16 protein-coding genes and 1 pseudogene are annotated in these 19571 nt (G+C 31.3%); 9 read left to right on the top strand and 8 right to left on the bottom strand.

Features of this window, described 5'->3' with window-relative positions:
* A pseudogene (locus B3J26_RS14945) lies at positions 1 to 144 on the top strand (IS982 family transposase); the annotation flags it as partial.
* Between the two features lie 29 nt (positions 145 to 173).
* On the opposite strand, the gene B3J26_RS01160 reads toward B3J26_RS14945, so the two are convergent.
* The 4 genes from B3J26_RS01160 to B3J26_RS01175 all read right to left on the bottom strand — a co-directional run bounded on the left by B3J26_RS01160 (position 174) and on the right by B3J26_RS01175 (position 4067).
* Positions 174 to 1439 carry an acetyl-CoA hydrolase/transferase family protein gene (locus B3J26_RS01160; RefSeq protein WP_291072781.1) on the bottom strand — a complete coding sequence of 422 codons (1266 nt, stop codon included), beginning with the start codon at positions 1437 to 1439 and terminating at the stop codon, positions 174 to 176.
* A 129-nt stretch (positions 1440 to 1568) separates the two neighbouring features.
* Positions 1569 to 2144: a hypothetical protein gene (locus B3J26_RS01165; RefSeq protein WP_180904768.1), complete on the bottom strand. Its 576-nt coding sequence runs from the start codon at positions 2142 to 2144 to the stop codon at positions 1569 to 1571.
* 84 nt (positions 2145 to 2228) lie between these two features.
* Positions 2229 to 3011: a hypothetical protein gene (locus tag B3J26_RS01170; protein WP_180904767.1), complete on the bottom strand. Its 783-nt coding sequence runs from the start codon at positions 3009 to 3011 to the stop codon at positions 2229 to 2231.
* A gap of 36 nt (positions 3012 to 3047) precedes the next feature.
* Positions 3048 to 4067 carry an isoaspartyl peptidase/L-asparaginase family protein gene (locus tag B3J26_RS01175; RefSeq protein WP_219034772.1) on the bottom strand — a complete coding sequence of 340 codons (1020 nt, stop codon included), beginning with the start codon at positions 4065 to 4067 and terminating at the stop codon, positions 3048 to 3050.
* A gap of 114 nt (positions 4068 to 4181) precedes the next feature.
* On the opposite strand from B3J26_RS01175, the gene B3J26_RS01180 reads away from it, so the two are divergent.
* From B3J26_RS01180 to B3J26_RS01205, 6 genes are all read left to right on the top strand, one after another.
* A complete protein-coding gene (locus B3J26_RS01180) occupies positions 4182 to 5216 on the top strand; it encodes an AI-2E family transporter (protein ID WP_291065913.1) in 1035 nt (344 codons plus the stop codon).
* A gap of 23 nt (positions 5217 to 5239) precedes the next feature.
* Complete coding sequence (locus B3J26_RS01185) at positions 5240 to 5671, top strand: acyl-CoA thioesterase (RefSeq protein ID WP_180904766.1); 432 nt, start codon at positions 5240 to 5242, stop codon at positions 5669 to 5671.
* 92 nt (positions 5672 to 5763) lie between these two features.
* Positions 5764 to 6249 (top strand): SixA phosphatase family protein, encoded by a 486-nt coding sequence (locus B3J26_RS01190; protein WP_291072784.1) that lies wholly within the window; start codon positions 5764 to 5766, stop codon positions 6247 to 6249.
* A complete protein-coding gene (gene ppk1 / locus B3J26_RS01195) occupies positions 6246 to 8312 on the top strand; it encodes a polyphosphate kinase 1 (protein WP_291072787.1) in 2067 nt (688 codons plus the stop codon). Before B3J26_RS01190 ends, ppk1 begins: the two co-directional genes overlap by 4 nt.
* Positions 8302 to 9189: a Ppx/GppA phosphatase family protein gene (locus B3J26_RS01200; RefSeq protein ID WP_291072790.1), complete on the top strand. Its 888-nt coding sequence runs from the start codon at positions 8302 to 8304 to the stop codon at positions 9187 to 9189. The genes ppk1 and B3J26_RS01200 overlap by 11 nt, the downstream gene beginning before the upstream one ends.
* Positions 9190 to 9306: 117 nt before the next feature.
* Positions 9307 to 11895, top strand: coding sequence for a T9SS-dependent M36 family metallopeptidase (locus B3J26_RS01205; protein ID WP_291072791.1), 2589 nt, complete (start codon positions 9307 to 9309; stop codon positions 11893 to 11895).
* Between the two features lie 368 nt (positions 11896 to 12263).
* Here B3J26_RS01205 and dinB read toward each other — a convergent pair whose 3' ends face one another.
* The 4 genes from dinB to B3J26_RS01225 all read right to left on the bottom strand — a co-directional run bounded on the left by dinB (position 12264) and on the right by B3J26_RS01225 (position 17513).
* Positions 12264 to 13343 carry a DNA polymerase IV gene (gene dinB, locus B3J26_RS01210; RefSeq protein ID WP_291072793.1) on the bottom strand — a complete coding sequence of 360 codons (1080 nt, stop codon included), beginning with the start codon at positions 13341 to 13343 and terminating at the stop codon, positions 12264 to 12266.
* A gap of 18 nt (positions 13344 to 13361) precedes the next feature.
* Complete coding sequence (locus B3J26_RS01215) at positions 13362 to 15629, bottom strand: cation:proton antiporter (protein WP_291072794.1); 2268 nt, start codon at positions 15627 to 15629, stop codon at positions 13362 to 13364.
* Between the two features lie 162 nt (positions 15630 to 15791).
* Positions 15792 to 16496, bottom strand: coding sequence for a class I SAM-dependent methyltransferase (locus B3J26_RS01220; RefSeq protein WP_291072795.1), 705 nt, complete (start codon positions 16494 to 16496; stop codon positions 15792 to 15794).
* Positions 16497 to 16535: 39 nt separating this feature from the next.
* A complete protein-coding gene (locus B3J26_RS01225; RefSeq protein ID WP_280037076.1) occupies positions 16536 to 17513 on the bottom strand; it encodes a YpdA family putative bacillithiol disulfide reductase in 978 nt (325 codons plus the stop codon).
* 143 nt (positions 17514 to 17656) lie between these two features.
* Here B3J26_RS01225 and B3J26_RS01230 point away from each other — a divergent pair, with 143 nt between their 5' ends.
* Together B3J26_RS01230 and B3J26_RS01235 are read left to right on the top strand one after the other, a co-directional pair.
* Positions 17657 to 18247: a TetR/AcrR family transcriptional regulator gene (locus B3J26_RS01230; RefSeq protein ID WP_291072797.1), complete on the top strand. Its 591-nt coding sequence runs from the start codon at positions 17657 to 17659 to the stop codon at positions 18245 to 18247.
* Between the two features lie 7 nt (positions 18248 to 18254).
* Positions 18255 to 19568 carry a TolC family protein gene (locus B3J26_RS01235; RefSeq protein WP_291072799.1) on the top strand — a complete coding sequence of 438 codons (1314 nt, stop codon included), beginning with the start codon at positions 18255 to 18257 and terminating at the stop codon, positions 19566 to 19568.
* Positions 19569 to 19571 lie beyond the last annotated feature (3 nt).

A 19571-nucleotide genomic window follows, 5' to 3' on the forward strand; every position in this document is an offset into this window, starting at 1 on the left:
TTAATGATTACAGGTAATTATGTTAAAAGCTTTTTAGGGTTTAAAACAAGGATACTAGCAAAAACACTAACCCTTCCTATTATTCAATCAATAAACAGAAACCAAAATAGAAATATTAACAACTTAAAAATTAATATTAACTAAATGCACTACGGGTTATCAATATCATATTTTTAAGAAGAAATCGCTTCAAAATATTCTTTTTCGATTTGTTCTCTAAAATCTGGATGTGCAATTTCAGCCATTGCTTTTACACGTTGTCGAATATTTTTTCCGAATACATTTGCAACACCATATTCCGTTACAATATAATTTACATGCGCTCTTGTCGTCACAATTCCTGCACCTTGTTTTAGGAATGGTACTATTTTATTTGCACCTTTTGCTGTTGTTGACGTTAATGCAATGATCGATTTTCCACCTTTACTTAAAGATGATCCGTATATAAAATCAACTTGTCCTCCAACACCAGAAAATATTCGCGAACCAATTGAATCTGCACTTACTTGTCCCGTAACATCTACCTCAATAGCCGAATTAATCGAAACCATTCTATTGTTCTGACTAATCTTAGCAGGATCATTTGTAAAAGAAGCATCGCGCATTTCTACGCCAGGATTATCATCAATAAAATCATACAATAATTGTGAACCATGCGCTAAAGTCGAAACAATTTTACCTTTTAATAATTTTTTGTGTTCGCCTGTAATCACGCCAGATTTAACCAATGGAACAATTCCATCTGAAAATAATTCGGTATGAATTCCTAAACCTTTATGATTCTTCAAATTATTCAAAACTGCATTTGGAATAGAACCAATCCCTAATTGTAAACAACTTTTATCTTCAATTAATTCAGCAATATAATTCCCAATTTTAGCTTCTTCATCTGTAATATTTCCATTATCCAAGATATCTAACGGTTGATGATGTTCTACTAAATGCGTGATAGTCGAAATATGTAAAATTCCGTCACCAAATGTGCGTGGCATATATTTGTTCACTTGCGCAATAACCACACGAGAAGTCTCAATTGCCGCTCTAATATTCTCCACAGAAGTCCCTAAAGAACAATAACCATGAGAATCTGGCTCAGAAATCTGAATTAAAACAACATCAACATTCAATTCAGTTCGAATCACTTTTCCCATTTCGCTAAAGAAAATCGGTAAATACGAACCATTTCCTTCTTTGATCGTGTGACGAACATTAGCACCTAAGAAAAAAGAATTGACAAAAAATGAGTCTTTATAAGCAGGATTTGCATATTCTGCATTTCCACTTGTATGAATATGACAAAATTCTATATCTCTCAATTCATGCGCTCTCTTCGATAATTCTGACACCAAAAATGTAGGCGTAGCCGCAGCTGCATGAACGTAAACACGATCGCCAGATTTGATTTCTTTTACAGCTTCTGTTGCAGAAGTATATTTCATAAGTAGATTTTAATAATCGTGCAAAATAAAGGCTTTGATGCTTTATAAAAAACGATATTTTTCATCAAAATCTAATCAAATTTTATTCCTAATAATTTAAGTTGTAGTTTGCGTTTTTCTTGATAAAAATTATTCATCAAAAAAGTCGATAGAACGGCGATAATTATAAAAAAATAATCTTCGACGAGCTTCTAAATCATTGACACGAATCGACGAAACATCATCAACCTGAAAATACAAAGAACCTTCGTCTGTTCCTTCCGAACCAATACATTTCAACTCAAAATCATCTTCAGTTAAATTTCGAATAAAACCTGCAAAACGACTATTGTTATTTAATTGAATACGTGTAACATATTCGGTTTGATCATTTATTTCGCCTAAAATTTGACGAACCCAATTTTCTTCTGCTGTTGCATTAAATGTAATTGGATTTTCTTGATCCAAATCGGTGTGATGTTCTTTTAAATAATTGAGACATTTGCAGTAATCATCAACATCTATTCGACTAATTTTGAAATAAGGTTCGATTAAAATCCCATCTTTTTTACCATATTTCGAAATGTGCTGCATTGTAAAAAATTCGTCATTAAAATCTAAAATATATCCAGCCCAAAAATTGTCTCCTTCGGGATCATTGTAAACGGCAATAATTGATTGATTTTCTTTTGAGTGTTGTAATATTTTATAGAAGTTAGAATTCATATTTCTTTGAGTTAAAAAGTCAAATTACGAATCTTTGTGGATAAAAAAAAGGTTCTTGATTATTTCAAAAACCTTTTCTTTCTATTAATTTGCTTTTCGGAAAATCGAAGCTTCATAACTTAATGATTGCCAATCTCCTTTTTGCAGATTATCTAATTTTATTTTTTTATAGATATTTTCTTCTCCTGCAACTGTTATTGTAAATTGTGTACGATCTAAAATATTTTTTTCAGTAATTGTATAATTTATATCAAATTTCTTTTTTGTCAATTTCTCTACAATTGGTTTTAAATAAGCAATCGCAGCTTCAGAATTTTTGAATTGTTCGTTTTGTGGAAATTGCACATCAAAATATCCTTCGTATGTAAAATCTGGTTCTGTAATAATCAAATTATAAGAATCCGCAAACAAGGCTGGACGCTGTTTTTGATATTCTTTTTCGGTTTTATATTGACGTTTTTCTTCTTTATAAATCAACGGATATTTATCAGCAAGAACAGCTAATTTATCAGCATCAAAAGAATAAGGAATTCCGTCATGAAAAACATTGTACAACGCAGGATTCACCAACCATTGATCGACAATTTTCTTATCTTTTACCATATAAATCATCACTCCATTTTCTTGCGCTTGGAAAGTAGACGATTGATATCCATACTCCAAAATTGGTTTTCCTAATTGTATAGCCGCTGCATTTTCTAACATAAAATTAAACTTCTCATAAGCCTTTGTTTCATCGCTTAAAGGAGCCATTCCATATACTTTTGTCGAAGCATCTACATTTTTATCATTAATCATAGAGGTTACTTGCGCTGTTGCAAAATTTGCAAGAACAACAGTGGCTGTAAGTAAAATTTGTTTTATCATGTATTGTATATCTTTATTTTAAAATGTGTTCCAAATTTATTGATAAATTTCGATAGTTATCTTACCTGATTGCGTAATACTTCCGCGATACATTCCGGCAGTGTTAAAAGGAAAACTTGCTTGACCATTTTTATCTAAAATAATCATTCCGCCATCGCCACCTAAATCACCAATTTTTTTGATAACTTCTTCACCAGCTTTTTTCGAAGAAAGTTTTTTGTAATTCATCAAAGCTGCAACATCATATGCCGCAACAGCTTTAATAAAATATTCGCCCCAACCTGTACTCGAAACACCAACTTCGCTATTTGCATAGGTTCCAGCTCCGATAATTGGCGAATCACCAACACGCCCAAAACGTTTGTTTGTCATTCCGCCCGTCGAAGTTCCTGCCGAGATATGACCTTTGTTATCCAAAGCAACTGCGCCAACTGTACCAAATTTTTCGTCAACAAAATTGAATGGAACATACGCTTGTGTTTTAGCATCGTGGTCTAATTCCATTTTTTCTTTATCTTTTTCCAAAACTTTTTGAAGAGAATTCCAGCGTTCTTCCGTTTTGAAATAACTTGGATCAACAATTTCTAAACCTTGAGTTTGAGCAAATTCTTCTGCTCCTTTTCCAACCATCATTACATGAGCAGAATTTTGTAAAACAGCTTTTGCTGCTAAAATAGGGTTTTTAATCGTTGTAACTCCAGCCACAGCTCCAGCTTGCATTGTATTTCCGATCATCAACGAAGCGTCTAATTCATTCTTCCCTTCATGTGTAAAAACTGCTCCTTTTCCTGCATTAAACAAAGGTGAATTTTCCATTACTTTTATGGCTTCTATCACTGCATTTTCACTTTCGCCACCCTGTTTGATGACTTCATAACCTTTTGTCAAAGATTCAGCTAAAGCATCTCGGTACGCTTTTTCCTTTTCGGGTGTCATATTTTTTTTCAGAATTGTACCAGCACCACCATGAATTACCAAAACAACTTTGTCTTGTTTCGTTTGTGCATATGTAGAGATTGTCAAAACTGATAAGATTAAACCGACTATTTTTTTCATGTGTAAAATTTTATTCAACGTCTAAAAATAGAAAAGTTTATAGAAATTAACTATTTTTAGCATTGAATTTGATAACGAAATATCAACAACTGTTAATAAACAAATAAATTACCTATGAACTCTAATAAACACTATCTTTCTAACAATGTCTTGTTACAGTTAGCATTTATTGCAATAATACTTTTAGTTTTTGGATTAATTACCAAAAATCTTTTAGCATTTTTCCCTGGATTTCTCGGTGCTTTGTGTTTGTATGTTTTGCTTTTAAATCCTTTGCAATGGCTAGTAAAAGTAAAAAAATGGAACAAATTAGCAAGTGTAATTATCTTAATGATTAGTAGCGCGATTTTGATTATTGGACCTCTTTATTTATTAATTCAAATGTTAACGAATAAAGTAATGGTACTATTAAATGACACAGCTCAAATTAAAACAGATGTCAATAAAATTATTCAAATGTTGCAAACCAAATTTCATATCGATGTGTTTAGTGCAACAAACATTGAAAAAATAACACAAGTTGGAGGTAAATTATTAGAAAAAACACTGAATGCTTCAATGGATATGACAGTTCAGTTGGGGGTTGCGTTCCTTATTTTGTATTTTATGTTGATGAATCATCAAAAACTTGAAAATTGGTTTTACAGAACTATTCCGCTTAAAACAAGTAATTTAGTGAAGATGAACAAAGATTTGAAAGATTTGGTCATTTCTAATGCAGTAGGTATGCCGTTAACAGCCTTTCTACAAGCAATTATTGCCTACATTGGATATCTTATATTTGGTGTAGATGATGCGTTTACTTGGTTTATTTTAACCATTTTTGCTGCAATGTTGCCTGTCGTTGGTGCCGCACTTATTTATGTACCTCTTGGACTATTTTTACTTGCAAAAGGTGAAACTGGATCAGCGGTTGGATTATTAATTTATTGCTTTGTAATTGTTGGGCTTTCAGATAATTTAATCCGTTTAGTTTTACAAAAAAAAATGGCAGATGTTCATCCATTAATTACTATTTTTGGAGTAATCGTTGGTTTAAATCTATTCGGATTTATCGGAATTATATTTGGACCTATCTTATTTTCAGTATTCTTTTGGTTAGTCAAATTGTACAAATACGAATTTATTGATCCAAATCCAGAAGATTAATTATTATTAAAAACCAATTAAAAATGAGTATAGAAAACTTTAAATTCTTTAAACCTTTAGAACCACGTTGGAGCGATTTTGATCCAATTGGTCATGTAAATAATGTATTTTATTTCGAGTATTTTCAGACTGGTAGAGCCTATTATATGATGGCTTCGAGCAAAAAATGGCAGTGGACGCATCACATGTTTGTTATTGCGCATATAGAAGCAAGTTACCAAAAAGAATTACGTCCAAATGCGATAGATCCTCGTATTGGTGTGCGTGTATCAAAATTAGGAAACAAGAGTTTCGATTTTGAATATATTGTCACAAGTAAAAGCGAAAATGGCGAAGATGTTATTCATTGTATCGGAAAAAGTACACAAGTAATGTACGATATGGAAGAGAAAAAATCAATGGAATTGCCAGATTGGGTAAAAAATGATTTTAAGAATTACGAAGGTAATCTTTAGAAAATAATCCTAAAAAAATACAACAGTAGTTAAGTCTTTTCGTTAGATAATGATTAGATTTAACTACTGTTTCTTTTTAAACTCGTTGCGTTATGAAAAATTTGTTTTTAATGCGTCATGCAAAAAGTAAATGGAACGAAAATGTTTCAGATCAATTTCGTTCTATCACAGAGATTGGTGAATTCAAAACGAAGAAAATAGCGAATTATATTCATCAAAATTTTGAATTGAAATTTGATAAAATATTTTCGAGCAAAGCAGTTCGAGCAAAAGAAACTTCTCTACTTGTCAAACCTATTTTATTTCCCAATCAAACCATTCATATCGAAGATGATTTGTATACGTTTTCGCATTATTTATTGGATAAATGGATTAGAAATTTAGACAATGAATTGCAAAATGTTCTTATTTTTGGGCATAATCCTGCGTTTACAGATATTACCAATCAGTTAGGAAATGAAATGATTTACAATCTTTCTACTTCTGGATTTGTCTGGATACAATTTTATTCGGATAATTGGAAATCAATAGAAAAAGGAAAAACCATAAAAATAATTTTACCTAAAGAAATTAAATGAAAAAATATATAAACCGCGAAATCAGTTGGCTTTCTTTCAATGCGCGCGTGTTGCAAGAAGCTTCTGACGAAACAGTTCCGTTGTTAGAACGAATTCGTTTTTTAGGAATTTATTCAAACAATTTAGATGAATTTTATTCGGTTCGATATTCTACAATTTTGCGTTCGATACAGTTCAAAGATGTAGAAATCGTTTATCAAAATATTGTACCAGATCAAACAGACGAAGAATTGATAGATGAAATCAATGAAATTGTGCGTCAACAGCGCGTTCAGTACGATGATTTGCATAATCAATTATTTAAAGAATTAGAGAATTACAATATTTTTGTGATTGATGATACGTCTATTCCAGAGAATTATTTAGAATTCATTTCCGAATATTTTTATAACGAATTTATTCATACGGTTGGAGTTTTTATTTTAGATGATATCAAAAAAGCGCCGCCTTTACGCGATGGGTCGTTCTATTTAGCGGTAAAAATGCAATTAAAAGACAAAGTTCAATATGCACTTTTGATTGTTCCAACACATTTATTTTCGCGTTTTATTGTGCTTCCAAAGTATGATCAAAATACCTATGTCATGTATTTGGAAGATATTATTCGTTTTCATTTGAAAGATATTTTCAAAATGTTTGATTTCGAAACAATTGAAGCACATTCCATCAAAATTACGCGAGATAGCGAACTTGATTTTGATAATGATTTGGAACATAGTTTATTAGAAAAAGTAATTAATAGTTTAGAAAATCGTAAAAAAGGTGTTCCTGTCCGATTAGTTTATGATGCTGAAATTGCACCAGATACGTTGAAATTTTTCTTGAAAAAATTACGATTAGACGAATATGATAGTATCAATCCGGGTGGAAAATATCACAACAAACGAGATTTGATGAGCTTTCCAAGTTTTGATATTCCTAATTTAACGTATGAAAAAATAAAGCCAATTATTCAGAAAAAACCTTTTGAATATAACAGTTATTTTCAAGCTTTTACGGAAAATGAAGAAATGATGATGGCGCCTTATCATGATTATTCTTTGTTGTTAAAATTTCTTCGTGAAGCCGCAATTGATCCGAAAGTAACCAAAATAAAAATTACTATTTATCGTGTTGCAAAAGATTCGCAAGTAATGCACTCGTTGATAAACGCGGCGATGAACGGAAAAGAAGTAACAGCTGTTTTGGAACTTCGTGCGCGATTTGATGAATCCAATAATGCGATGTGGTCGAAAAAATTGCAAGAAGCTGGTGTGAATGTTATTTTTGGAGTTCCGGGACTGAAAGTACATTCAAAAATTGGTTATATCGAACGTAAACCAGAAGGAATGTTGGCACAGAAATATGTGTTTATCAGTACAGGAAATTTTCATGCAGGAACAGCAAAAATTTATACAGATTATACATATTTCACAACTAATCCGGGAATAACAAAGGATGTTGAACAGATTTTTAAATTTTTTGGAGCTAATTACTTGAACTTAACGTACAATCATTTACTGGTTTCACCTTATGGAACGCGTAAAAAAATTGTCAAGATGATTAAACGAGAAATCAAAAATCATCAAGCTGGTTTACCTGCAGAAATTAACATGAAACTGAACAGTTTAAGCGACAAACAAATCATTGATTTATTGTATAAAGCTTCTCAAAAAGGAGTAAAAGTTCGTTTGGTTGTGCGTGGAATTAATTGTTTGATTCCTGGAGTTAAAAATCTTTCCGAAAATATTGAATGTGTCAGCGTTATTGATAAATTTTTGGAACATCCACGTGTGTATTGGTTTAAGAATGCGGGCGATGACAAAGTTTATATTTCCTCGGCAGATATGATGGAACGTAATTTGGATAATCGTGTGGAAGTTGCGTGCCCGATTTACGATCATAAATTCAAAAAAATCGTTATGGATACATTTAATTTGAGTTTTGAAGATAATGTAAAAGGTCGCCAAATAACGGCTGAATCTTCTTTAGAATACAAACGAAACAATAAAAAACCAAACCGCTCTCAGTTTACGACATACGAATATTTTAAAAAATTAAACGAACAAGAAAATGAAGATTAGAAAATTAGGAGCAATAGATATTGGATCTAACGCCATGCGATTGTTGATTAATTATGTTTACGAAGAAGAAGGTCGTGCGCCAATTTTTAATAAAACCAGTATTGTGAGAATGCCAATTCGTTTGGGACACGACGTTTTTATTGATGGACAAATTTCCGAAACAAATATAAATCGTATCTGTGATGCTATGTTGTCTTATGCATTAATGATGAAGGTTTATGATGTTGAAATTTATAAAGCTTATGCAACTTCTGCCATGCGCGAAGCAAAAAATGGAAAAGATGTTGTAAAAAAAGTGATGAAAAAATCTAGAATTAACATCGAGATTATAGATGGAAAAACCGAAGCTGAATTACTTTTTAATACGGAATTAGGTGATTTTATACAAGACGAAAAAATCTATTTGTATGTAGATGTTGGTGGTGGTAGTACCGAATTAACGTTATTAAAAGATAATAAGGTTTTTACGTCAAAATCTTTTGAAGTAGGAACTGTACGTTTGTTAGAAAATAAAGTTTCGCCAAATACTTTTAACGAAATGAAAGAATGGATTCATGAAAACATTGGTCATGATGAAGTAGAATTAATTGGTTCTGGAGGAAATATCAACCATGTGTACAAATATTCTGGCGTAAAACTAGGAATGCCTTTGAGTAGCATGTATGTAAAAAAACATTATCAAATTTTACAAACAATGACTGCTGAAGAACGTATGCAGAATTTCAACATGAAACCCGATCGCGCCGATGTAGTGGTTTATGCATTAGAAATTTACAACAATGTACTAAAATGGTCGCATGCAAAGAAAATTCATGTTCCGAAAATTGGACTTTCGGACGGAATTATTCGAAAAGTATATAAAGATTTAGAGAAATAAATATAGAGGTCAGATTAGTCTGGCCTTTTATATTAGTTAAATCGATTTTAATTTCCAAATTTTTTCTTTAAAATGTATTACTTAATTTAGTTTCATAATTAATTAACACAAAATATAATGAAGAAAAATTTAACGCTGATATTTTCTGCGTTTCTTTTATCTATGTCTGCTTATGCCCAAACGGCAGAGCAAATTGTAGATAATTATGAAGCAAAGGCCATAGCAGGTAATGTTGAGTATAAATTTGCTCAAACAATTAATGATGATCTTAATCAAAGGGTTTACACACAAAGAACTTTCCAAGGTATTCCAATTTATAACAGTTATTCAACATATATAATAAAGGATAAACAAGTTATTTCTAAAACTTCATCAGAAAATTTTAATATATCATTAAAGAATGCAGATATTTCTCCATCTTTAAATTTTAACGAGGCTTTAAATAAAGTAGCTCAATCAGAAGGATTAAAATCTTTTTCAGATTCAGAAATAGACCAAAATGGCGTATATTTTTCGAAAGATGATTCTTCAGAATTGGTTTATTATATTAATGAACAAAACCAAGCAATTTTAAGTTATGCATTTAGTTATCAATTGGTAAAAGATAACCATAATGATATCATTCATGTTATTGTTAACGCAATGAATGGTGCAATTTTAGAAAAACATAACAACACATTAAGCTGTGGTTTTGATCATGGAGCTTTTCATAATGAGAATTTAGCTACATTTAATAAAGCTGATTGGGATTGGTTATATGCAGATGTTAAAAATGTAGCATCACCACAATACAATGTTTACCAATTACCTTTAGAAGCTCCTAATCGTGGAGGAAGATCATTTGCTGATCTTTCTGTTTCAAATGCAACTGCATCACCGAATGGTTGGCATAACACAGCAGAATCAACTGTAAAAACAAGAACAGAAGGAAACAATGTAAGAGCTGTTAGAGATCATGACTCTAAAGGATATCAGACTTATAATTCTATATTAAATAGAGTAACAATCAAAGATACTGATTATGCTGATGGAGGAAATGATCTGAATTTTGATTTCCCTATGAATCTAGATAATCATCCTTATACAAATTGGGAAGCTGCTACTACAAATTTGTTCTATATGAACAATATGATGCATGACATTTTCTATAATTATGGTTTTACAGAAGCAAATGGAAATTTTCAAAAAGTCAATTTTGATAAAGGAGGTACAGGTAATGATGATGTTGTAGCCTTGGCACAAACAGGAGTGTCGTTAGGGTACACTAACAATGCTACTTTTGCTACACCTGCAGACGGAAGATCTCCAAGAATGGCAATGTACTTATGGAATAAAACTCCAGAACCATTAATTATTAATAGTCCTGCTAACATAGCTGGTAGTTATCAAGCTACTGTTCCTACTTGGGGAGGTACATTAACTTCTACTGCTTTAACTGGAGATCTTGCATTAATTGTAAAAAGTGAAACAACAGGTACGCCTTATGATGGTTGTGGGACAATCACAAATGCTGCAGAAGTAAATGATAAGATAGCAATTATATACCGTGGAGATTGTTCATTTGCTATAAAAGTAAAAAATGCTCAGAATGCTGGAGCTAAAGCTGCTATTATTGTAAATAATGTAGATGGGATGATTAATATGTCTGGAGATGATACAACAATTACAATTCCAGCAATTTCTATTAGTAAAGCAGATGGAGATGCAATTATGCAAGAATTGCAAAATAAAGTAGTCGTTAATGGATCTTTATTAAAACCAGATGAATCATTTATTGATGGAAGTTTAGACAACGGAATTATTGCACATGAATATGGACATGGAATTTCTAATCGCTTGACTGGTCCAATCACAAATGCTAACTGTTTGAATAATCTTGAACAAATGGGTGAAGGTTGGTCTGATTTCTTTGGATTGATGATTACTCAATTGCCATCTGATATAAGTACTACTAAAAGAGGAATAGGAACATTTGCTGTAGGTGAAAAGAAAGAAGGTGTTGGAATTCGTCCTACAGTTTATTCGACTGATATGACAGTTAATCCTGCTAGATATGGGTTCTTAAAAACTTATGGTGATTCAGATTCTCCTCACAATACTGGTTACGTATGGGCTTCTATGCTTTGGGATTTAAACTGGAAAATGGTTAATAAATATGGTTTCTCTCCAGACTTATATAATGGTAAAGCAGGTAATAATATGGCTTTACAATTAGTAATGACAGGTCTTAAGTTACAACCTTGTTCTCCTGGATTTGTAGATGGTCGTGATGCTATTCTTAAAGCTGACGAACAATTAAATAATGGAGTTAATAAATGTGAGATTTGGGAAGCATTTTCAGCTCGTGGTTTAGGTTATAGCGCTAAACAAGGAAGCTCTAATAGTAGAACAGATGGAACAGAAGCTTTTGATATGCCACCAGTTGAAGAGTTAAATTGTAAATTAGCTACTTCTGATGTTAACAAATCTAATTTCCAAATGTATCCTAACCCAGCTAAGGATGTAGTTTACATTGTTGATAAATCTATTAAAAATGATATCAAAGTTGATATTGTTGATATGACAGGTAAAGTTGTTTCAACTTCTAATGTAAAATTTGATGGTCAAAAAGGAACAGTTTCCACTGATAATTTACCAAAAGGTATTTACATCTTAAAATTTGAAACAGATAATGGAACTATTACAAAAAAATTGATTAAAAACTAAATTTTAGTTTCAAAATAAATAAAACTAAAAATCCATCTCAATTTTTGAGATGGATTTTTTAATTTGGTTTAGATAAGTAATATCGGTTTAGGTTGTTTTGATAAACTGGTTAGATTTATCAAAATAGCTTTTTAGTTTGGTTGTTGGTTAGTAATCTTAAAAGCATTACAAACGATGTTGTTTGTTGATTCAAATGTCTTGAATAAATACTAAACTAAAAAATGTAGACTATCATCAAAGTGTCTACAGGTAGTAAAAAATAAATCTAAGTAGTAAACAAAATGTATTGATTTAAAACATTGTTAATTTATTTTAAATCAGTTGTTTAAATTTTATTATTTCGGAATTTATAAAATTGTTTAAAGAATTTATATAATTTCTTTAAAAGGAATTTCGAGTTGAGTTCCGAATTTTTTTTGATTATTGGATAAATTAGAAATAGATACACCTAATAGTCGAACTGGTTTTTCTGAAGAGTAACCTTCAGTTAATAAATCATAACAAATTTGATCAAAAAGGTCTCTATTTTTAATTGGAAATGAAGCTGATTTACTTTTTGTAGTAACCGAAAAATCATTGTGTTTTATTTTTACAGTAATTGTTCTTCCGTAAATTGATGTTTTTAAAGAAAAGTTCCAAACATCTTCTATTAGTGGAAATAATGCGATTTGCATTTCTTCTAAGGTTTCTAAATCTTTGCTAAAAGTTGTTTCTGAACCAGATGATTTTCGCAATCGAGTAGGGTTGACCTCTCTAAAATCTAATCCTCTAACAATATTGTAATAGTATTTACCTGATTTCCCGAATTCCCGTAACAGTTTTTCTAATTCTAGGTTTTTCAAGTCCAAACCTGTATGAATGCCCATCATTTGCATACGTTCTGCAGTTACTTTTCCAATTCCATGAAATTTTTTGATTGGTAATTGATCAATAAAATTTTCAGACATTTTAGGTGTTATCACATAAAGTCCATCAGGTTTGTTATAATCCGAAGCAATTTTAGCTAAAAATTTATTGAAAGAAACACCTGCAGAAGCAGTCAAATCTGTTCGTTCTTTTATTTTTTGTTTGATTTCGTTTGCAATATCTGTGGCGATTTCGATGTTTTTATGGTTAATTGTTACATCCAAAAAAGCTTCATCCAAAGATAAAGGTTCAACCAAATCAGTATATTCAAGAAATATTTCACGAATTTGATTCGAAACTTCTTTATAAACTTGAAATCGAGGTTTTACAAATATCAAATGTGGACATTTACGTTTTGCAACAACAGAAGACATTGCAGATCCGACGCCATATTTTCTAGCTTCGTAACTAGCGGTAGCAATCACACCACGTTCTTCATTTCCGCCAACAGCAATACATTTCCCTCTTAATTCGGGGAAATCTCGTTGTTCAACAGAAGCATAAAAAGCGTCCATATCGATGTGAATAATCTTACGCTGCATCTTGCAAAATTACTCGCTTTATTTTAAATGATACTCCTGAATAAAGTTTTTTAAGTTTTTCTTATCGGCAACAATTGTCAAATAATCGCCCAATTCAATGGGTACATTTCGATCAGGATTGTGAATCATTTTTCCATTGCGCTCTATCGAAACCACAATTCCTTTTGCCGTATCTTTTACCCAACCAATTGATTTATGTTCCAAAACACAAAAATCATTCGGAATAACTACTTTATCTAACGTAAAATTATCTGTATTTTTAAGATCTGTATTTTCTGGAGGAGTTTCGCCAATAATTTGCAAATATTTCTCAAATCGTTGAATATGTTCATCCGTTCCAATGATTCCAATTTTATCGAAAGGATATAAAACAGATTCAGAATTTGGAGTCTGAATAATTCGATCGCCACGTTTGATATACGCAATATTTATCTGAAATTTTGTTCGCCAATCCAATTCACCCAAAGGAACACCAATAAAATTGGCATTTTGAGGAACAATCATATCCGAAATATGCGTGTTATCCCAAGTATATTGAAATTTATCTTGTTTCTTTTTCTCTTCAATTTTTTTAGTTAGAATTTCACGTTCATTTAAGTTATAAATAAATTTTGTTTGAATATAATTGTAAAACTGATTGAAATATTTTGAAAGAAAATACATTGTAATCAATAATCCAATAACTAAAACAATTGAGGCAATTGTGCTTGAAAAAAATTGATTATAAATAAAAATTACAGTAAATACAACTATAGTTAAACGTATGGAGATAATTGCAATAATTGGTGCGCGATTGTAATTAGACTCATCCCAAAATTCTCTGATAATTTCTCTTTTTGGTCGATTTCCAATAATTGCCCAAATAAATGGAATACACAATATAAACGTCAATATAATGCTGACCAAACTTGCGCCAAAATAGGTAAACCAATCGGTTAATAAGAATAAAACGTAGCTTCTGATAATCAATGTGATTGCGATAATGATTATTCCATTGATAAAAATTGTCGAAACGGTTTGTTTGATGATTTTATTCCATTTATTTTCATTTTGAATATGTTGAGTATCAGATGAATAATTTTCAACACCTTGAATGAATTTTTGCGGAAGAATTTTTTCCAATAAAGTATAAACTTTGTCCGATGATTTAATTAAATAAGGTGTTGTAAATGTTGTAATTGCTGAAACACCGACTGCAACAGGAAACAAGAAGTCGCTTGTTACACCAAGAGAAAGTCCTAAACCAGCAACGATGAAAGCAAATTCACCAATTTGTGCCATACTCATTCCTACTTGTACGGATTGTTTTAGCGGTTGTCCTGAAATTATAGCACCTAAAGTGGTAAAAATTAACTTTCCGAAAATCGTCAACAAGGTCACAATCAAAATTGCCCATTTGTGTTCATACATCGAAACGGGATCGATCATCATTCCAATAGAAATAAAGAAAATTGTTGCGAACAGATTTTTTACAGATTGAAAATTATGTTCAATTTTTTCGGCATAAACAGTTTCAGCTAAAATAGAACCCATTACAAAAGCACCTAATTCTATCGAAAAACCTGCGCTATCAGCAATGTAAACCATTCCAAGACATAATCCAATTGAGATAATTAATAAGGTTTCATCATCTAAATAATTTTTGATAGAACGTAAAAAAGTTGGAATAATAAAAATTCCTCCAATAAACCAAACCGCTAAAAAGAAACCTAATTTAACGAAAGAATTAATCATTTCTGCTCCGTTAAAATGCTGGCTAACCGCCATAGTAGAAAGCATAACCATTAATAAAATGACCACAATATCTTCTACAATTAAAATTCCGAAAACGACATTCGCGAATTTCTTTCGTTTCAATCCTAATTCATCAAATGCTCTAATAATAATGGTTGTAGAGGAACTTGCTAATAAACCGCCGAGGAAAATACTATCCATTGTCGACCAATTCATAAATCGACCAACAAAATAACCAACGGTTACAATACAAATGATTTCGACAATCGCAGTGATGGAGGCAGAACCACCAACATTGAGTAATTTTTTGAAACTAAATTCGAGACCAAGACTAAAAAGCAAAAATATAACACCAATCTTCGCCCAAATCTCCACATTATGTTCTTCTGCAACGGACGGAATATATTCGAAATGTGGTCCAACTAAAAAACCAGCAATAATATAACCTAAAACAAGAGGTTGGTTGATACGTTTGAAAATAAGCGTCGTCACAGCGCCTACACATAGAATTAATCCAAGATCGGTAATGAGTTTTGGCAGGTGTTCTTCCATAAATTGCGTTTAATCTGTACTAATTTATGAATTTTTTAAAAGATAATTAATTGTTCAACTATTGATTAACTTTATATCATTATCAATTTTGTTTGAGAATAAAAAAAAACTCACTAATTCTAATGAACTAATGAGTTTGTATTTTATTATCGAAACGATATTTTACAAAGTAATTTTTGCTAAATAAGAATCTCCTTCGGTTTTTATTTTTGTACATTTTAGTTGATGATATTCGCACGCATTTTTTAACGTGTCAAAATCCAAATACAACCATTGAATAGGTTCTTCTTGCTCGCCTTTATAATGAACCGTAAAATCTAATTCACCATAGTAATTTCCATTACTCGGAATCCATTTTCCACCATCTTCGTCTTCATCAAACATATAAATAATGTCGGTTCCATCAATCAAAACTTGACCATTCTCGGTTAATAAATTTTTGATTTTATCCAAGAAAACATTAATTAAAACTAAATTCTGAAAAATTCCAGTTCCGTTCATCAAAAATAGAATCGTATCAAATTTCTCAGCTTCATTGATTTCAAGGAAATTCTGAACTTTTGCATTTTTAATTCCTCTCAACAAACAAGCTTCAATCGCTTTTGGAGAAATATCAATCGCTAAAACATCTGAACTTTTTTCTTGCAAATAAAGTGAATGAGAACCTGCTCCACAACCAACATCCAATATTTTTCCTTTTGACAAATCAAGTGCTTTTTGCTCTAGAGGAGGCATGTCATCATACTCTCGAAAAAGATAATCAATTGGCATCACATCTAACTCTGAAATTGATGTTTCGGTATAGAGATCTTCGGGCGAATGATTGGTTTGATAATCTAAAATTGCCTGTCCGAAAAGGTCTTTCATGTTATTTTTATTTTTATTTTCTGATTAATACAGAAACTTTTATTTATTATTTTTTGCTAAAATTGCCTCAACAATTTGCTGTGCATGTACGCGCGAATTTTCAATAAACCAAATATTTGTCAACATACCACCACAAACAACGCCTGCCAAATATAAACCATCCACATTTGTTTCCATTGTTTCGGGATTGTAAGTTGGTGTTTTCAATTCATCATCACTGAAAGTTATTCCACAGTTCTCCAAAAAATTGAAATTTGGATGATAACCAGTTAAAGCTAAAACGGTATCATTTTCAATTGAAATATCACCTTCTGGTGTTTTGATATGAACTTGATTTTCGTCAATAGAAGTAATATTCGAGTTGAAATAAGCTTTGATACTTCCTTCTGCAATTCGATTTTCGATATCTGGACGAACCCAATATTTTAGTCGATGCGTAAAACCTTCTCCGCGAATCACCATTGTTACATTTGCACCTTTTCGATAACATTCTAAAGCTGCATCAACAGAAGAATTATTCGCTCCAACAACCACTACGTTCTGAAAAGAATAAGGGTGAGCTTCCTTGTAATAATGATGAACTTTTGGCAAATTTTCACCTTCAATATTCATTAAGTTTGGAATGTCATAAAAACCAGTTGCAAGGACTATATTGTTAGTTGAATAGTTATTTTTTGATGTTTTAACTTCGAAATGATTTGTTTCAACTTTATTAATCGTTTCAACTTCTTCGTATAGATTTAGATTGAATTTGAAATATTTATGAATGTTTCGATAATATTCTAACGCCTCTTGTCGACCAGGTTTTGGCGCAATACAATTGAACGGAATTTCTCCAATTTCTAATCGTTCGGCAGTCGAAAAAAATGTCATATACAAAGGATAGTTGTACAAACTATTTGTCAAAGCACCTTTTTCAATAATTAAATAAGAAAGATTGTTTCTTTTCGCTTCTATTGCACAAGCCAAACCAATTGGCCCAGCACCTACAATTATCAAATCATATTGTTCTTTCATCAAGCAAATTTACGGATAATCAGTTCGGTAATCTTTATGATTTTCTTCAATTTTTTTAAAAATAATGTTTAACTATTTGGATTAACGAAATATATTAATAATTTTGTTTGACAATTTTGTCAAAATAAAAAAGCCGCACAGATATGAAAGACGATACAGAAGAATTAATCAAAGAAACAGCGAAAAGAATGTTTTTTGGTGAAGGTAGATTTCATGCAACAACGCAAGAAATAGCTGATGAAGCGAAAGTGAATAGAACGTTGATTAATTATTATTTCAGATCGCGAAACAATTTAATTAGTATTATTTACGAAGAAGCTACGCGAGTAAGTAATGAAAAATCGCGTGCTATTTTTGATAGAAATCGTGATATCAAAGAAATGATTGGCGAATTTATAGAGGATTCTATTGCAACATCAATCAAGTATCCATATTTGGAAACTTACATCGTTACCGAAATGAATAAAAATAATACAATGTGTTCTAAGTTAATGATAGATGATTTAGATGTAGTTGTAAATGTTTTTTACGAAAGATTAGAGGAAGAAATGGAAAAAGGAACGATTAAAAAGATGGAGCCACTTCAGTTTTTGTTAAACATGATTTCATTGGTTAATTATCCATTTACAATTCGTCCGCTACTTCAATTGGATTTGAAATTGAGCGACGAAGATTTCAAACGTATTCTTTCTGATCGAAAAGAAATTATTCTCAATACACTTTTTAATAATTAATATATCAATGAAAAGGTTAAAACAATTACTTTCTATAGCGATTGTAGCGTTGATGAGTTCTGCTAATGCCCAAGAAATTATTGCACTTAAAGATGCAGTAAATTTTGCATTAGAAAATAAAGCTGATGCTAAACGTGCGAATTTGGCTATCAAAAAAGCAGAATATAAAATTGATGAAGCTAGAGCAGGAGCTTTGCCACAGGTTAGTGCAAATGCAGGATTACAGTATAATCCAATTGTGCAAGAAACTGCACTGACAATGGGAGGGCAAACAACTATCATTAAAATGGGACAACCATGGAATTCGAGTTTGGGAGTTACGGTTAATCAAAATATTTTTGATCAGCGTGTTTTTACAGGACTTAAAGCAGCAAAATCTACACGTGAATTTTACCAAATTAATGCGGATTTAACAGATGAACAAATTATAGAGCGAGTAGCTAATGCGTATTATCAAGTTTTTATTCAAGAAGAGAAATTAAAAACAATTGATAAAAGTTACGAAAACACGAATAAAGTTCGCAATGTTATCAAAAGTTTAGTGGATAATGGATTGGCAAAGCCTATTGATTTAGACCGAATAGTTGTACAATTAAATAACATATCTTCATCTCGCCAACAATTGGTAAATGCAGTAGAAATTAACAAGAATGCATTGAAATTTTATATGGGTTATCCAATAGAACAGCCAATTACGTTGACAGAAGAAACAATCACACCGAATTTAGTTTTGTTAGAAGATCAAATTAATGTAGAAAATAGAACAGAATTTAAAGTATTGTCAAAACAAAAAGAATTGTTAGGTTTTGCAAAAGAAGCTGAACGTGCAAATCTTTATCCAACTGTTGGTTTGGCTGGTAATTATGGATTGCAAGGTTTTGGTGAAAAATTTATTACTTCAAAAACTTATACATGGTCAGATTTAGCTTCGATTGGCTTGAGTGTAAAAGTTCCGATTTTTTCTGGAGGAGCTACAAAAGCAAAAATAAATCAAGCTGAAATTGATTTGTTGGATATCGAAGAACAAATGAATGACACAAAACTTGGTTTGAGTTTGGAATATCAAAATGCAAAAGCGCAAATAGAAAATGCGTTAAAAAGTGTCGATATTCAAGAAGAAAATGTATCGTTGGCAGAAAAAGTACTTGCAAATACACAAAATAATTACCAACAAGGTTTAGCTAATTTGACAGAAATTTTAGACGCTGAAAATGCGTTGACAGATGCTCGAAATAATTACTCAAATGCTTTGTTAGAATATAAAATTGCCGAAATCGCATTAATCAAAGCAAAAGGAGACTTAAAAACATTAATTCAATAATAG

Origin of the sequence: Empedobacter sp. UBA5987, from assembly GCF_002429865.1 — a bacterium.
Classification (GTDB): Bacteria; Bacteroidota; Bacteroidia; order Flavobacteriales; family Weeksellaceae; genus Empedobacter; species Empedobacter falsenii_B.

Bases quoted from the DNA above. Each gene is read 5' to 3' on its own strand.
- ppk1 (WP_291072787.1), top strand. From the start codon at position 6,246: ATGAAAAAATATATAAACCGCGAAATCAGTTGGCTTTCTTTCAATGCG.
- B3J26_RS01230 (WP_291072797.1), top strand. From the start codon at position 17,657: ATGAAAGACGATACAGAAGAATTAATCAAAGAAACAGCGAAAAGAATG.
- B3J26_RS01185 (WP_180904766.1), top strand. From the start codon at position 5,240: ATGAGTATAGAAAACTTTAAATTCTTTAAACCTTTAGAACCACGTTGG.
- B3J26_RS01160 (WP_291072781.1), bottom strand. From the start codon at position 1,439: ATGAAATATACTTCTGCAACAGAAGCTGTAAAAGAAATCAAATCTGGC.
- B3J26_RS01225 (WP_280037076.1), bottom strand. From the start codon at position 17,513: ATGAAAGAACAATATGATTTGATAATTGTAGGTGCTGGGCCAATTGGT.
- B3J26_RS01180 (WP_291065913.1), top strand. From the start codon at position 4,182: ATGAACTCTAATAAACACTATCTTTCTAACAATGTCTTGTTACAGTTA.
- B3J26_RS01165 (WP_180904768.1), bottom strand. From the start codon at position 2,144: ATGAATTCTAACTTCTATAAAATATTACAACACTCAAAAGAAAATCAA.
- B3J26_RS01175 (WP_219034772.1), bottom strand. From the start codon at position 4,067: ATGAAAAAAATAGTCGGTTTAATCTTATCAGTTTTGACAATCTCTACA.
- dinB (WP_291072793.1), bottom strand. From the start codon at position 13,343: ATGCAGCGTAAGATTATTCACATCGATATGGACGCTTTTTATGCTTCT.
- B3J26_RS01235 (WP_291072799.1), top strand. From the start codon at position 18,255: ATGAAAAGGTTAAAACAATTACTTTCTATAGCGATTGTAGCGTTGATG.
- B3J26_RS01215 (WP_291072794.1), bottom strand. From the start codon at position 15,629: ATGGAAGAACACCTGCCAAAACTCATTACCGATCTTGGATTAATTCTA.
- B3J26_RS01190 (WP_291072784.1), top strand. From the start codon at position 5,764: ATGAAAAATTTGTTTTTAATGCGTCATGCAAAAAGTAAATGGAACGAA.
- B3J26_RS01220 (WP_291072795.1), bottom strand. From the start codon at position 16,496: ATGAAAGACCTTTTCGGACAGGCAATTTTAGATTATCAAACCAATCAT.
- B3J26_RS01205 (WP_291072791.1), top strand. From the start codon at position 9,307: ATGAAGAAAAATTTAACGCTGATATTTTCTGCGTTTCTTTTATCTATG.
- B3J26_RS01200 (WP_291072790.1), top strand. From the start codon at position 8,302: ATGAAGATTAGAAAATTAGGAGCAATAGATATTGGATCTAACGCCATG.
- B3J26_RS01170 (WP_180904767.1), bottom strand. From the start codon at position 3,011: ATGATAAAACAAATTTTACTTACAGCCACTGTTGTTCTTGCAAATTTT.